The sequence below is a fragment of the Blautia sp. AF14-40 genome (genome assembly GCF_003479665.1).
Taxonomy (GTDB): Bacteria; Bacillota; Clostridia; order Lachnospirales; family Lachnospiraceae; genus Fusicatenibacter; species Fusicatenibacter saccharivorans.
Map to the genome: position 1 here is coordinate 16,379 of NZ_QUHK01000019.1, position 14,900 is coordinate 31,278.

The following is a 14,900-nucleotide window of genomic DNA, read 5'->3' on the forward strand; positions in this document are numbered from 1 at the left end:
TCTTATGAGATCCAGGACAGTTCCAGTGCCTGCTCGGTCTCTTCTGTGGTCAATTCATCTTCAGTAAAAATCTCCGTCAATTCGCCCCAGTAATCTTTGGGCGGGAAATGTTCCAGCTTTCCCCGGACTTCCGGTTCAGTGCCGTTCAGAATATAGACATCTCCCTGCTCGTTGATAAACAGCTTTTCATAGCCCCTTGCCTGTAAGTCACCGACCAATTCCATCAGTAGCGGTTTCCCAATCAGGGAATACCATGATTTGGGATTAACGGCTGGTCTGGAATCCGGATTTCCTTCTGACGGTTCCTTTTTATGTAAGGATTCAATGGTCATCATCTGAAGCGTCAGACTGCCACGGGCATCCATGAGAATTTCCGCAAAATTATAACTTCCGGTATTCCGTGTGCGAATCCGTAATGGTTCCCCATCCAGTATCTGGGAGAGCGGTGGTTCTTTCACAAAATCCCATGTGGCATCCGGGAAGGCTTCCTTGAGCTTTCCGGTAATCTGGAATTTGATCTGTCTCCAGAGAATGGTTTCCAGATCAGGTGTTCCTTCCAGATGACGAGTTCTTTCTGGGCGTTTTCGTAGCTTATGCTCCCTGTTTTTCAGGCGTTCCGTGAAAAGCGGGAGAAGATAACTGAACAGCGTGACTCCGATACCGATCAGGGCAATGCCTGCAATCAGAAGCCGGTTGGCATCCTGTGGTACGAAAAGTGCTGCAAGAAACAGTACAAGCACGACAAACTGTAAGAATTTTTTTCGATTTGATTTTTTCATGAGCTGATTCCTTTCTGATTCATGATTCTTAGACAAGCCCGGAAGCTGGATGGGAAATCGCCGCTTCCGGACATGAAAAAGAGGAACTGCATCATCACAAAGATGATAAATGCAATTCCTCAACATAGGGTTCCTTGAGAGTTAATAGGGCAACTGGGATGCCATCTGTTCCGGCACATTTTGAAAGCCGTCAGTTGGCTGACTGCCCGGCATACCTCCGTAATTTGGCATTCCGGTATAACTGCCCTGCGGCGGGTAGCTGCTCTGTGGCTGACCGGTTCCGTTTGGCGGAGCCTGATACTGTCCGCCATTTGCAGGAGGCGTGTAGGCACCGTTAGCAGGAGCCATTCCCTGCTGTGGATAGCCGCCAGGCATTGCCTGATTCTGGTAGCTGCCATTGGGATTTCCCTGCATTGGGTAGCTGCCATTGCCGGCTGCACCGGGCGTTGCCGCACCACCATTCGGCTGGCTGTTCTGGTTTGCACCCGGATGTCCGGTATTGCTGTCAGAACGGTTGGATGGTACAAAGTGCCAGTCCTTGACATTGATCCTCGGACCGGCATTTGCCTGCCCCGCATTCTTTCCTTTCTGATAAATGAACGGATGAAGCTCCAGATCACCATAGATCATCAGCCCGGTTCCTTTCTTTACGCCTGCTTTTGCTAAGCGTTCTGCAAGGAACTTGTTAAAATAGCACTGATAGTAAATGGTTTCTTCCTTTCCATCCTGGCCTCGCTGTGAAACTGCAATGTCCAGAGAAACATATTCCGTACCGGAATTTTTTCCTTGCTGCATCTCAGGATCTCTTGTGGCCCTCCCTAAAATTGTTAAAATTGCTGACATAAAAATTCTCCTTTCTGCCTCTTTGGGCGTTAAAATAGATTAAAATAAAAAAAGTGCCATTATAGCACCGTATAAAACGGCAGTATAATGACACGATTTTCCAAACTTAAACTGCATATGCTTCTGGATGAATGGTCCAGACTCCCATGACGGGACAGCACAAAAACTTAAATACAAGATTATATTAACACAAGATATAGCATATGTCAAAAGAATTAGAACTATATATAGCATATGTAGACGAGGTGGAAGGATAATATCAAAAGAATTTTGGACATAGTTATAAAAGTGCAATATAATATTGTTTAAATCGGAAAATGGAAGGATGAGAAAAATGGAGCAGAAAAACAGAATTCTGATTGTAGAAGACGATACGGATATCAATAATCTTTTATATACGGCATTACAGAAAGCAGGGTATGAGACGGTACAGGCTTTTTCCGGGACGGAAGCGAGGATGCTGTTCCAGATGGATAAGGCGGGCTTTTCTTTGATTCTATTGGATCTGATGCTTCCGGGAATTTCAGGAGAAGAGGTGCTTGCCCAGATTCGGAAACAGGGCAATACGCCGGTTATTGTCCTGACAGCCAAAGACGGATTGGATGAAAAAATCGGGCTTCTTACCAGTGGGGCAGATGATTACATTACAAAACCGTTTGAGATACAGGAGGTGCTTGCCCGGATTCAGGTTCAGCTCCGCCATATGCAGCAGGAGCCGGAACATAAAAGCGTGTCATATAAAAACCTGGAACTGGACCGTGAGCGCTTTGAAGTCCGGATTGCCGGAGTGCTGCTTCCCAAAATTACAAAGCAGGAATTTGCAATTCTGGAGCTTTTACTGGAGCATCCGAAACAGGTCTTCAGCAAAGAAGAGATTTTTGAATATGCGTGGGATGAACACTATATGGGAGAGACAAAGACACTGGATGTACATATCAGCAATATCCGGAAAAAGATAAAAGCAGTAACGCAGGAGGAATATATTGATACCGTATGGGGAATCGGCTACCGTCTGCATTCTTAATCTTTACTCTTTTTTTACTATTTATTTGCGTTTGATTAGGATTTATCCGATATGATAACAGCAGATAAGAAAAGGAGATGAAAGCATTGAGTGAATTGTTATTAAGTACAAATGGATTGACGAAGCAGTATGGTCATCATAAGGCAGTGGATAAAGTAAACCTTCACATAAAAAAGGGTGCTATCTATGGATTTATCGGACGGAACGGTGCGGGAAAGACGACTTGCCTGAAGATGATCAGTGGACTTGCAAGACCGACAGCCGGAGAGATTGAGATGTTCGGGTGTAAAGGAAAAGAACTGGAGAGGATTCGTTCTCGTGTGGGGTGTCTGATTGAAGCACCGGGGCTGTATGGCAACATGAATGCATATACAAACCTGAAAATAAAATGTGAATTGTTTGGTATTCGGAAAAAGGGATACATCGAAGATATCTTAGAGACGGTCGGACTGGAAGGTGTCGGAAAGAAAAAAACGAAACATTTTTCCCTTGGAATGAAGCAGCGTCTCGGAATCGGGCTGGCACTGGTCGGGGAGCCGGATCTCCTGGTCCTTGATGAACCGATCAATGGGCTTGATCCCCAGGGAATTGCAGAGGTGCGTGATACCATACAGAGACTGCGAGATGAACGGAATATGACGATTTTGATATCCAGTCATATTTTAGAGGAATTATCTAAGATTGCAACGGATTATGGAATTATCCATAATGGAAGTCTTCTGCAGGAGCTGACAAGCGAAGAACTGATGAAACGCTGCAGTGAACGGATTGAAATAGAGTTAATCCATCCGGAGCAGGCAGTCCCGATTCTGGACAGAATGGGATTTACCAACTATCAGGTTACAGATAAGAGCCATATCCATATATTTGAACGATTGAATGAAAGCGCCAATGTCAATATGGAACTGGCAAAAGCAGGAATTTTGGTCAATGGAATTTCCATTACCAGTGAAGAACTGGAAACCTATTTCTTGAATCTGACAGGAGGGAATCAAAATGCTTAATATGATAAAAATGGATCTGTACCGGATGGTCCGGACAAAAAGTATGTATGTGGTATGGATTGTGATGGCGGCAGCTATATTCTTCTCCACATCCATGTCGAAACTGGATATTGATACGATGAACAAGGAAGCGGAACAACAGCAGACAGAAAGCATTGCAGAAACAGTGAAACCAGAAACCATCAATATGGGAATGTCCGTATTCCTGCCGACACAGCCGGGAGAAAAAGTAACGGTCTTTGATCAGGTATATGCAAACCTGCAGGCGAAGTTTGTGGCGTTGTTTCTGGTGATTTTTACAGTGCTGTTTTCCAGTGCAGATATAGGAAGCGGTTATATTAAAAATATCGGCGGGCAGGTAAGGAGCCGGAGAAACCTGATCTTTTCCAAAGCTTCCGTGTTGTTTGTGTATACGACTGTTACCATGCTGCTTTATTTCATCATTCAGATTATTGCACAGCAGATGTACTTCGGATATCTGGAGTGGGGGAATGGAAGCGAGTTGCTGAGATACTTTGGTATTCAGATTTTGCTTCATTATGCACTGGTACTAATCAGTATGGCGATTGCGGTGGTTTTGAACAGCAACGTGTTCAGCATGACGATTGTTATCTGCCTGTGCATGAATACCATGATTGTCTTATACGGAGTGATCAATCATTTGATCCAGAAGGCAGGTGTGGAGAATTTCCAGATTTTGAAATATACAGTGACAGGAAAGATTGCACTTTTATCCATGTCACCGACCAATAAGGAATGCCTGACGGCAGTTGTGATTGCGGCGGCGTTCGGAATCGTGGTTACATTACTGACAGCATGGGTATTCAGAAAGAGAGATATCTAAATGATAAAACTAGGGTTCGTGCTATTGATAGCAGTGATACTGGTACAAGGAATGTTATTTTGGAAATACCAGCGGCAGGTGAAAGACATCTGCCGCCAGTTGTCGTTTCTGATGAAGCACGACAGCAACATGCTGATTACCAGAGAAATGGATTTTGGAGGCATTGGTGAGTTGGCAGATGTTTTAAACGAATGGCTGGAACTGAAGCGAAGGGAAAAGAAGGAATACTTGAAGAAAGAGGAGATGATTTCGGATACATATACAAATCTCTCACATGATATCCGTACTCCTTTGACATCCCTTGACGGATATTTTCAGTTAATGGAAACCTGTGAAGACCAGGAAGAGCAGAGACGGTATATGAAGATCATACAGGAGAGAATCGGCAGCCTGAAAGAAATGCTGGAAGAATTATTTACTTTTACAAAACTTAAAAACGATTCTTTTCATCTGGAAATGTCATCCTGCTGTATCAACAAGATTTTGAAAGATACCATATTTTCCTACTACGATGAATGGACGGGCAGAGGAATTGAACCGGAGATACAGATTACAGATAAACTGCTGTTTATGAACGGAAATGAACAGGGAATCCGGAGAATTTTTCAGAATATCATAAAAAACGGACTGGATCACGGGGAGAAGAAAATCAGTATTTCACTGGAAGAAGTTGAAAACAACATCCGGATACAGATAAAAAATCAAGTATGTCATGTGGAAAAAATAAATGTAGATCAGGTGTTTGAACGGTTTTATAAAGCGGATGAAGCACGCAGTAAGACTTCCAGCGGTCTCGGCTTATCAATTGCGAAAGAGCTGGTACTTCGTATGGATGGGAAAATCAGCGCCCGGATAGAAGGGAATGAGTTCTGTGTGGAGATTGTGTTTCCAAAATAAAAGGAAAAATTTATATTAAAGCAAGTGAAAATGGAGAATGACTTTATATAGGTTTCATGGTAGAATTACAGTAGAAAGAGAAGAGTCACTCAGTCATTTGTTGTATGAAAGGATGAGTATAATGTATAAAGTAGAACTTAAATTTGATACAAGCAAGCTCGCTCCGGAAACGGTAAATCAGATGTGTGAACAGGCAGATCAGATTTTTGAGCAGGAGGATTTAAGCTGTGCAGTCAAAGCCCTTGGAAGCAGGATTTATCTTGACCGGGGACGCAAGCAGGACTATGGAAGATTCTGGGCAGCAATCTTTCAGTTGAAAAACTCCGTAGGAATTGCAGAGAATTTGTTAGAGTGTTTCTGGTATAACGGAACAGAAAAGGAGAACCTGATTACAGACTTTATAAGGAACTAATAGATGGACAGCTTACAGAGGAAAGGCATCAATTTTGACCTGAATACACAAGCACTAAAGGAATATTATCCGAAAGGTGACTGGCATAATGCATATGCGGATGTAAGGGACTTTTTTGAAGCAAACGGATTTGAGCATATTCAGGGATCGGGATATCATTCGGTGGAAGCAATGTCAGAAGCAAAAGCCATGGCAGTTATTTATCAGATGACAAAAGAATTTCCATGGCTCAATTATTGTGTGAATGTGTGTACCATATCAGATGTACCGGAACTGTTTGATATCTCGCATGTATTTGCCAGAGAAGCGGAACGGTTGGAAAAGAAAAATGCATGATTTGACAAATTATTTCCAATATGTTATATTCATCTCAAGCAAAAAAGGGAGTAGCTGAACGCCTTGAAAGAGGTGGTTTTGTAACCGACAACCGGTATCGAGAGATACCCGTAGCAAATGAGATAGCAAGACTTTTATTGTGGCAGAGGTCATGATAGGAGTCTTTTTTTATTATGAAATATAGAAAATCTGCCGCAATAGTCTGCTAAAAAGAAAGAGAGGATAAACGATGAGTAACGAAATGATGAAACGGGAAATGCAGGAAGCAGTACAGGCAGGGGAGCGGGCGCTTCAGAGCCTTTACGCAGCAAGGGATAAGTTGGGAAGTGCGAGAAACTGGGGCATTTTTGATATGCTTGGAGGAGGCTTTATCAGTGACTTTGTGAAGCATTCTAAAATGAATGACGCAGCTGCGTTGATGGAACAGGCGAAAAGCGATATTCAGCGTTTTCAGAGAGAATTAAGAGATGTGCAGGTTTCCTTGGATCTGCGCATGGAAATCGGCAGCTTCCTTTCCTTTGCGGATTTCTTTCTGGACGGGCTGGTGGCAGATTATATGGTGCAGAGCAAGATTGCAGATGCAAGAGAACAGGTGGATGATGCCATCAACCGGATAGAAAAGATACTTGCTGATGTGAAAAATCGGATGAATGGGGAGGTGTAGCATATGGGATGCCTGGGAAATGTGTTGTGGTTTGTGTTTGGCGGCGCAGTCAGTGGGCTGAGCTGGTGTCTGGCAGGTTGTCTCTGGTGTATTACCGTTGTGGGGATTCCGGTGGGGATGCAGTGTTTTAAATTTGCGGCGCTTAGTTTTTTCCCCTTTGGAAAAGAGGTGCAGTATGGTGGCGGAGCTGGTTCGTTCCTTTTGAATATCATCTGGCTGATTGTATCCGGTCTGCCTCTTGCACTGGAGCATCTGGCGTTGGGTACAGCTTTATGTGTGACGATTATCGGAATCCCGTTTGGTTTACAGCAGTTTAAACTGGCGAAACTGGCATTGATGCCGTTTGGTGCGGAGGTGTATTAAGATGCGATTATTTGATAAAAGGACACCGCTTCAGAAGGAGTGGGAAAAGCTGGAAGTACAGGAGCAGAGATTCCTTCAGAAGCGTTCAGAGAAAAGGGAGAGCATTCTGAATCAGAAACTGGAGGAAAAGATACCGCCGAAACTTCAGAAAACATTGGATACCGCTTTTGCGAAGGCATTTGCTCTGATTTTCGAGAAAGGAACCGGGGTTATTGAAAAGACGTATCAGCGGACAAAACTGGAGCAGGATTATCAGGTGCGGCAGTATATGGCGGATGTAAAGCAGAATTCCAAATCCCTCCGCTCTTTTTCTAAAAAGGCAAGAGATACGGGAACAAAGAATTTACTGCTATCCGGTGTGTCTGGAATCGGGATGGGCGTATTGGGAATCGGTCTGCCGGATATTCCGGTATTTACAGGGATGATTTTAAAGAATATTTATGAGACTGCTCTGCAGTATGGATACAGCTATGAAAGCAGGGAAGAAAAATATTTTATCTTATTATTGATCCGGGGAGCAGTATCCTATGGGGATACACTTTGTGAGATTGACGGGAAAGTAAATGAATTTATCAGAAACGGAATACTGCCGGAAGAGTATCAGGATAAGGAGCAGATCGAACAAACGGCGGGAGCTTTGTCAAAAGAGCTTCTGTATATGAAGTTCTTACAGGGAATTCCGGTGGTTGGTGCTGTAGGCGGAGCTTATGATGCAGTCTACATGAAACGGATCACAGAGTATGCAGAGCTGAAATACCGGCACAGGTATCTGGCGGGGCGGAAAAAGGCAGAGAATGGACAATTATGTAAAAGGTGTAAAAGTTATAGAGATATATGATGCCGCAAATAAGGAATTGCTGGTAAAGTATGATGATAAGCATAATATAGACAAGGTTATTTCTGCTTTAAATATAAAATCATGGAAAGAGACAGAAAAAAGCATAGGTATGAACCCTAAATATACCATAAAATTTTATTGCGATACTACGAACCAAGATGAAGAAAAAGATATAAAAGAAATTACCCTTTATGAAAATGGGGAATATGCTACGATTTTTATTACTTCTCCTGGCGGAGTAAAACAAAACTATAAAACGAGCATTGATATTTCTGAATTGGTTATCTAATAATATTTGTGTAATGAGAATGAAAATCTAATTCTTTCAAGTTTAACTAAGACATTTCCGGAGCAAATGCTCATGGCATTGAAGCGGATACAAACACTATTGTTTGATAGAAATAAGAGAGGTTATTTATAATAAAATGAGCCGCCAGAACTGTAGGGGTGATGCAGTACAGGCGGCTCATTTTCTATCTAAACGGATGTATCCGGAAGTTCCGGCAGTTGATCGGTGAGTTCTTCATATCCGAGAAAATCTCCGGCACATGGCATTGATTGCCCTGTCCCCTGCTGTGGTTTCCGGAAGTACAGCCGATACCGATGTCCCTCTAGGAGTTTGATATTCTTTTCCAGTGAGAAGGCGTATTCCTTTCCGTTATCACTGGCAAACCAATATTGCTGGTTTTTCCCGAAGAGTGTCTGTTCCCGTTTCGTGCAGCTTACGTCCAGTGACAGATAAGCATGTGTATGGATCAGGTGGTAGAAACTGAGTGCACGCAGGATGCTGCAGATTCCGATTAAGAGACTCATAAGAATGAAGAGCCGGTCGTGGGTGGCAATTCCGAAGATGCACCCAAAAAGTACACAGAAAAAGCCGATTGCACTGATGGCAACCAGCTTTGTAAAAAATGGTTTTGGCATAAGGTTCCTTCCTTTAACATGTATGAAATGTGATTTGTTTATTCAGGTACAAATTAGCAATAGCCTGCAGCACTGGATACTGGGTATGGTGAATCTGGACATCATCCACAAGTGTTTGGTAAGTTGTCTCCGGTTCTGTGTATAACTCATCCATAATATCCGATTCGTTGTGGATTACTTTTTCCTGTTCCATACTTGTGACAAGCTCAGCGGTCGTGAGGGATACCTTATCAGCCAGCTTCAGAATGGTATCTTCCATCGGTGAAGAGGGTTTCTTCTTTAAATATCTGCCAAACTCTTTTGCGCCAATACTTCCTTCCAGATAAAGTTGAATGCAACCAAAGAGCCGGATGAGAAAGGTATCCTTCAAGGGAATAATGGTCAGACTGCCGAGAAGGCGATATAAGGCATCCACCCCGGTCAGTCCAATTCCGCTTACAACCAGACCACGTAAGGAAAGTCGGTTTAGATAGTGTTGGAAGGATAAACCTTTCGGACCTTCTTTCTGTATCTGGCGCAGGGTATAGGCATCCTGGAGTTCATGGAGCGTCAGAATCTGAAAAGCAAGACAGCTCCAAAGTAGCAGTTCGTCATCCGATAGTCCATATTCTTGTCCATCGTTGATTACAAGAGGAATGGATTTTCCGCCTGTCGTTTTTTGAAATTTTAAGGTTCCGACAGCAGTATAAAGTGTCAGCATAAAAGTTCCCTCCTTCAAAGTTAAGTCAGAAGTGCATAGAGTGCATCATCCTGCTGTAATAGTTTCCGTGCTTTGCTCTGCCATGCCCGTACACGATTGGCTGGTACTTGGTAGTGTTTTGCCAGGTCAAAGCTGGTATATCCCTGCTGTTGCAGATAGAGGGCTGCAATTCCCTTCTGAATAGTTGGGGAATGTCCGGTGCCAAGCTGGGTTAAATGCTCAAGAAGCAATGTCTGATTTGTGTCCTTTTCCGGGTGAGTTGTTTGTGTATCCTCGTAGGAAAACAAATCACGATAATGGAGATGTTCATCTTCAGATGATGCTTCGTCCAGAGAACAGAGCATGGAGCGGTCACGGGCAATTTTCCGCCAGTAATCAAAGATGGCATGACGGATGATAGTTTTGGCATAAGGCTGGAATGATCTTCCTTCCTCAAATCCGACAGCCGACCGGCACAAAGCCAGATATCCAATCTGACATAATTCCTGTTGTTCTTCCTCAGTTACATAGGCAGCGGTGCGGGTCATGGAACGAATCATGATCGGAACCAGATCCATGGATTTTTCCACCAGTTGTTTTTGCTTTTTATTTAGCGGTAAGGTCATCATCAATCACCGCCTTTCAGCTGGCTGCCCGGAGGCGGAAGGGAATATGGTTGTTCTTTAAAACATCTGCGGATTCCTGAATGAGCTGGTCGCACATATAGTTGCTGAACTGTCCGATGTGAGCCTGCTTATCTGTCAGACAGAACTTATCTGCCACCCAGCGATATGCTTCCGGTTTGGAAAGGATGCCCTGTTGCCAGATCTGATCGAAAATTCGATGTGCCTGAATCCGCTTTTGACGAAGCTCCCGGTTGGCGAGCGTTCCTTTTGGTATCTTGGTTCCCGGATGTACCCCGACATAGGAATTGCAGGATGGATAGTGGGAGCAGACATAAACCTGTCCGCCATGAGAATGCGTTCCATATACAAAGGATGCATCTCTTAATATTGCTGTTCCGCCGCAGTAAGGGCAGCGGATGATTTTTGGTTTCTTCATCTGTTTTCACCTCGCTTGTACATACACGATACGTAACGTGTACGTGAATAACCAGTACGTACTGTATACTTATATTGTAAGTAAGCAGGTGATGAGTTCCCATAGGACGCAAGCGGATACTGATCCCAGATTCGGACTAAATGGCACGAATCCCCATTTTTCAGATGCCGGGATAGAAAATTGCCCGGATGAGCGGGAATAAGCCGCTGTCTGTGAAACGTGGATAATTAACCGGTGTAAAGATGAACTTCTCACAGAAAATCCGTAGCAGGAATAAGCTGATCAGTACCAGACAGAGCAGGTAAGTGTTCCTGCGCCTTCTGGTCCATGGCTTTTTCGGACGGAATTTCACATACAGGACAAAAATCATGGGAATAAATATCAGGTTCGTAAAGACCTGATCGATACATTGGATGATTGAAATTACGTTTAACATAGGCAGTGCCTCCTTTCTTTACATATCCTGTACGTATAAGAGCCTGAAAGTGCAACTTTTTGTTACCAGTCATATTGCTGGTTCTCCTGAAGCCGGAGCAGTGCCGGAATGGGGCATGGCTTTAATGGCAGCTTCTGAGCGGCCAGATAGGGCAGATAAAGCTCTGTAAAAGCAGCAATGCTCATGCTTCCGGTACATTCGGTTGGCTCCGGTATCCGGGGAAACAAAAGCGCTGCATCTGAAAGAGGGAGGATGCAGGGGCTTCCCGTTTCATCCGGATGGAATAAAAAGCCGGAGTTCTCACAGCTTTCCTGTGCGTTACAAGTGCGGCACCAGACGTAGATACAGGAGTGCCAGTTCCCTTCACAGAGGTTCAGAAAATGACGGATGTGCTTGGCATCTGTCTTGCAGTGGGGGTGTTTCATATTCATCACCTACTAAAGAAGCAGGCAGTTCCATGTGGGAGCTGCCTGCAGGAGTCTTCGTTATGAGTTACTGATGTTTCTTTTTGCGTTTGAAGTAAACGATGCCCAGGACACTTGCACCTGCAAGTGTAGCTATGGCGATTCCGGCATATAGGAGAAGCGGCGTCTCATCGCCGGTCTTTACAGGCGGAGCTACCGGAGGCGTCTCCGGTTCTTTCGGAAGCTCCGTCATGTGTACGGTCTGACCTTCATCCTTCAGATCCTCATGGGAAGCAATCTCATGTTCGGTTTTTCCGTCTGTATAGTAGAGCTTTTCAAAGACAACCACATCCTGTCCGGCAAGAGCAGAAGCGTCGAAGGTAAAGGTAACTTCCACAGAGCCGCCAGCTTTTTCTGCTTTAAATTCTGCCTGAGCGGTAACTGGTTTTCCGTCTTTTAACAAAGCCTCTTCGGTTTCCTTATTCATCAGGGTTCCGATGACTTTGTACTCAGATCCAGGCATCAGACCATGATAAGTGACCGTATCTACGATAGTCGCTTCCTTGGAAGCAGAGACATCCTGATCCCCGTCACTGCCGTCTTTGGCTGTGGTTTTGATTTCCGGGAAGTAAATAGTCTGTCCTTCATCTGCAATGTCTGCGTGTACGGCAACTTCCTTGTCTTTGTAAGCAAGGGATTCAAAGACAACTACCGTTTTCCCTTTTAAGGAGCTGGCATCAAAGGTAAAGGTAACATCTACCGTACCAGCGGATTCTTTTGGCTTGAAGGATGCTTTTGCTGTCACCGGTTTTCCGTCTGTTTCGACTGGTTTCTTTGTTTCTTTATCCATCAGAGTTCCGGTCACTTCATATTTATGGTTAGGAACCAGCCCCTTAAAGGAAACCGTATCCACCAGCGTGATTTCTTTCTTTGCACAGGAAATATTGGAGTTCGTGTCCGCATCTTTCGCAGTAGTCTTGATTTCCGGGAAATAGATGGTCTGGTCTTCATCGTTGATGTCGGTATGGACTGCAAGCTGCATCTCATCCTGATATAATTCCTCGAAGACAACGGTTGTTTTGCCCTTTAAGGAAGTTGCATCAAAGGTAAAGGTTACTTTGACGGAGCCAGAGGATTTCTTTGCAGTAAATTCTGTTTTGGAAGTCACCGGTTTTCCATCCACAAGGATTGGTTCGCCTGTTTCTTTGTCCATTAACGTTCCAGTCAGTTTGTATTTCTGGCCTTTTTTCAAGCCTTTGTATTCCACAACGTCTTCAATCGTCACTTCTTTTGCCGGCTGGCTCATGTGTGTACCGGTCTCGGCATCCAGAGCAGTCGTGCCGATCTCAATGGCATCATCGGTCAGAGTTCCAACCCGTACAGTTACAGAATCCTTATAAACTTTAACTTCAAATTTTAAGAGATCCATGCCTTTATTGGAGTCGCAACGCTGTTCCTCCAGGATGTAAGTATCGTAAATCAATGCTCCTTTGGAATCATCCGGTTTGGATGTGCCGAACCAGATGCCGTCCTCTGGAGATTCGCCACGGTTGGTATTGGATGTATGTTTGTTCCATTTTGAGGAAGTGCTGGCATAACCATTGGCATCTGTTACGATCACATGGCTTTCACTTGTTGTTTTGGAAGTGATCTTAAATGGAACATTTGCCAGACGATTCTGGCTACCGTCAGCAATCTTGACAAATTCCAGATCCCCGCGGATGACCTGATTGGAGATGGAATTGTCTTTTGCAGTCAGTTCCACGATTTTTCCCTGTTCTGTGATGTCAAATTCTACAGAGATCTTTCCGCTGTTCAGATAACCGGAAGGTGCAGTTGTTTCATCCACACGGTAATGTCCGAATGGGAGAGCATCTTTTGCAGTTGCAGCAGAACCGGATTTATCGGCAGTAAGTGTAAGGACAACCTGATCTTTCGTGTAGGATGTTCCGTCTACTAATACCGGATTTTCATTTAACGTAGTGATCGCAAAGACAGTACCTTCCAATGTGGCAGAACCCTGCGGTTTTGCTTCTCCGGTCTCGCTGTCACGTTTCTGGATCTTCACTCCGCCACGGATGACAGATTCTTCTACGGTAGAAGACTGGTATACCGAAACCGTTTCCTGCTTACCGTCACCTGTAATTTTCTGTACGAAGACAGTTGGATTGAGCTGGTATCCGGCAGGGGCTTTGCTTTCCTGTACCGTTATGGTACCGAGCGGAAGACAGACGGTCTTGCCATCACTGGTATAGTAAAAGGCATCGCCGCTTACAAAGGAATCTTTGGTAAAATGCATCTTTCCGGAAACATCTGTTTTTAATACCCAGGTACGTGCCGGTTTCTTTCCAGCTTCCGCAGGATCACTGTCAGACTGCTCGGTATAGAACTTGACTGTAAATTCTGCGTCTGCAAGGGAAGCTGCTCCCTGTGGGGAGGCTTTCTTTGTTTCGGCATCCAGCTTTTCAAGCACCAGATCCATAGGATTATTCTGCGGAATCTCTGTTACGTTTGCAGCAGAAGTCTGTTCTGCTTTTACAGTGACTTTGTGAGCTTTGGTGTCTACAATGTAGCCTTTGGAAGCAGAGAGCTCTTTTACGGTATAATCGCCTTCCTCCAGTTCGCCGGATCTGGCATACCCGTTTTCATCGGTGGTCAGTTTCTGGATGAGCTTCTCACCCTGATAGATTCCATACACAGCACCCTTTAAGCTGTAATTCGGATTCCCGTCCGATATACTTCCGTTGGCAGAAGATTTTTTCAGTTCGATCCAGCCGTTTGGAACCTGATACCAGCTTCCGGCAATGGTCTGGCTGCCCTGTCCCGGAACGATGAATGCCCGGAAGTCTTCCGGCGGGTTCGGAAGTCCCTGGATGGCACTGGCTACTTCCAGTGCTTTATCAATATAGGACTGCGGAGCGCCATGGAAAGCTCCGGTGTCAGCGGAATTACCGGCATAGATGTAAGCGACAACCAGATGTCCGATGACATAGCTGTTATCATCACTCCAGCCACTGAAATATTTATCCTTGACGACTTTATCGTAGCCGTAGCCGCCGTTTAAGTAGTAGAGCGCTTTTCTGAGCGGGGAGTTCTGGCTTAAAAGGTCATAGGAATAGGAACCGGAGGAAGGGGTTTTCTTCAGTGGTTCCACGCAGTAGGCAGTATTGCTCCCGTCAAAGCTCATGCGGGAGGTAAAATAGCTACCGTAAGGGATATTGGCACCTGCCTTATAGCTGATGGTGCCGTCGGCTGCATGAACCGGAAAACTGCCGGAAAACAATGCGCCGACTGCGACAAGGACTGCCAGCAGCATAGCCAGCGTCCGTCTGGTATAGGATTTGTATGTCTGTAACATAAGTCTCCTCCTTCTTGAAGTTCAAATGAAAAG

The 14,900-nt window shown here is 44.6% G+C and carries 19 protein-coding genes; 10 read left to right on the forward strand and 9 right to left on the reverse strand.

Annotation, left to right across the window (positions count from 1 at the left end):
• Positions 1-2: 2 nt before the first annotated feature.
• Both DWW13_RS13005 and DWW13_RS13010 read right to left on the reverse strand, forming a co-directional pair.
• Positions 3-779, reverse strand: a complete 777-nt coding sequence (locus tag DWW13_RS13005) for a hypothetical protein (RefSeq protein WP_022415111.1) — start codon at positions 777-779, stop codon at positions 3-5.
• 141 nt (positions 780-920) lie between these two features.
• Positions 921-1,622: a single-stranded DNA-binding protein gene (locus tag DWW13_RS13010; protein WP_005333477.1), complete on the reverse strand. Its 702-nt coding sequence runs from the start codon at positions 1,620-1,622 to the stop codon at positions 921-923.
• A 325-nt stretch (positions 1,623-1,947) separates the two neighbouring features.
• Here DWW13_RS13010 and DWW13_RS13020 point away from each other — a divergent pair, with 325 nt between their 5' ends.
• The 10 genes from DWW13_RS13020 to DWW13_RS13065 all read left to right on the forward strand — a co-directional run bounded on the left by DWW13_RS13020 (position 1,948) and on the right by DWW13_RS13065 (position 8,293).
• A complete protein-coding gene (locus DWW13_RS13020; RefSeq protein ID WP_005333481.1) occupies positions 1,948-2,646 on the forward strand; it encodes a response regulator transcription factor in 699 nt (232 codons plus the stop codon).
• Between the two features lie 77 nt (positions 2,647-2,723).
• The gene (locus DWW13_RS13025) at positions 2,724-3,650 is read left to right on the forward strand and encodes an ABC transporter ATP-binding protein (protein WP_008373911.1); all 927 of its coding nucleotides are present in this window, start codon (positions 2,724-2,726) and stop codon (positions 3,648-3,650) included.
• Positions 3,643-4,494, forward strand: a complete 852-nt coding sequence (locus tag DWW13_RS13030; protein WP_008373910.1) for an ABC transporter permease — start codon at positions 3,643-3,645, stop codon at positions 4,492-4,494. The genes DWW13_RS13025 and DWW13_RS13030 overlap by 8 nt, the downstream gene beginning before the upstream one ends.
• Positions 4,495-5,391 carry a sensor histidine kinase gene (locus DWW13_RS13035; protein ID WP_117470408.1) on the forward strand — a complete coding sequence of 299 codons (897 nt, stop codon included), beginning with the start codon at positions 4,495-4,497 and terminating at the stop codon, positions 5,389-5,391.
• Between the two features lie 121 nt (positions 5,392-5,512).
• Positions 5,513-5,803, forward strand: coding sequence for a hypothetical protein (locus tag DWW13_RS13040; RefSeq protein ID WP_022415108.1), 291 nt, complete (start codon positions 5,513-5,515; stop codon positions 5,801-5,803).
• A gap of 3 nt (positions 5,804-5,806) precedes the next feature.
• A complete protein-coding gene (locus tag DWW13_RS13045) occupies positions 5,807-6,139 on the forward strand; it encodes a hypothetical protein (protein ID WP_005333489.1) in 333 nt (110 codons plus the stop codon).
• 229 nt (positions 6,140-6,368) lie between these two features.
• On the forward strand, positions 6,369-6,803 hold the full coding sequence (locus tag DWW13_RS13050; protein ID WP_005333491.1) for a hypothetical protein: 435 nt from the start codon (positions 6,369-6,371) through the stop codon (positions 6,801-6,803).
• Between the two features lie 3 nt (positions 6,804-6,806).
• Positions 6,807-7,166 carry a YccF domain-containing protein gene (locus DWW13_RS13055; protein WP_005333494.1) on the forward strand — a complete coding sequence of 120 codons (360 nt, stop codon included), beginning with the start codon at positions 6,807-6,809 and terminating at the stop codon, positions 7,164-7,166.
• Position 7,167: 1 nt separating this feature from the next.
• Positions 7,168-8,004 carry an EcsC family protein gene (locus tag DWW13_RS13060; protein ID WP_005333496.1) on the forward strand — a complete coding sequence of 279 codons (837 nt, stop codon included), beginning with the start codon at positions 7,168-7,170 and terminating at the stop codon, positions 8,002-8,004.
• Positions 7,961-8,293 (forward strand): DUF5301 domain-containing protein, encoded by a 333-nt coding sequence (locus tag DWW13_RS13065; RefSeq protein ID WP_005333498.1) that lies wholly within the window; start codon positions 7,961-7,963, stop codon positions 8,291-8,293. The genes DWW13_RS13060 and DWW13_RS13065 overlap by 44 nt, the downstream gene beginning before the upstream one ends.
• A 188-nt stretch (positions 8,294-8,481) precedes the next feature.
• Here the strand turns inward: DWW13_RS13065 and DWW13_RS13070 are convergent, their stop codons facing one another.
• The 7 genes from DWW13_RS13070 to DWW13_RS13100 all read right to left on the reverse strand — a co-directional run bounded on the left by DWW13_RS13070 (position 8,482) and on the right by DWW13_RS13100 (position 14,867).
• Positions 8,482-8,928, reverse strand: coding sequence for a hypothetical protein (locus DWW13_RS13070; RefSeq protein WP_117827098.1), 447 nt, complete (start codon positions 8,926-8,928; stop codon positions 8,482-8,484).
• A 13-nt stretch (positions 8,929-8,941) separates the two neighbouring features.
• Positions 8,942-9,628, reverse strand: a complete 687-nt coding sequence (locus tag DWW13_RS13075; RefSeq protein ID WP_117536985.1) for a cell division protein — start codon at positions 9,626-9,628, stop codon at positions 8,942-8,944.
• 20 nt (positions 9,629-9,648) lie between these two features.
• Entirely contained in the window at positions 9,649-10,236 is a 588-nt protein-coding gene (locus DWW13_RS13080) for a sigma-70 family RNA polymerase sigma factor (RefSeq protein WP_117536984.1), read from the reverse strand.
• A 13-nt stretch (positions 10,237-10,249) separates the two neighbouring features.
• On the reverse strand, positions 10,250-10,669 hold the full coding sequence (locus DWW13_RS13085; protein ID WP_117536983.1) for a DUF3268 family zinc-finger domain-containing protein: 420 nt from the start codon (positions 10,667-10,669) through the stop codon (positions 10,250-10,252).
• Positions 10,670-10,829: 160 nt separating this feature from the next.
• Positions 10,830-11,105 carry a hypothetical protein gene (locus DWW13_RS13090; RefSeq protein ID WP_008373818.1) on the reverse strand — a complete coding sequence of 92 codons (276 nt, stop codon included), beginning with the start codon at positions 11,103-11,105 and terminating at the stop codon, positions 10,830-10,832.
• 62 nt (positions 11,106-11,167) lie between these two features.
• Positions 11,168-11,530: a hypothetical protein gene (locus tag DWW13_RS13095; RefSeq protein WP_040015509.1), complete on the reverse strand. Its 363-nt coding sequence runs from the start codon at positions 11,528-11,530 to the stop codon at positions 11,168-11,170.
• Positions 11,531-11,597: 67 nt separating this feature from the next.
• Complete coding sequence (locus tag DWW13_RS13100; RefSeq protein WP_243026133.1) at positions 11,598-14,867, reverse strand: VaFE repeat-containing surface-anchored protein; 3,270 nt, start codon at positions 14,865-14,867, stop codon at positions 11,598-11,600.
• Positions 14,868-14,900: the final 33 nt, after the last annotated feature.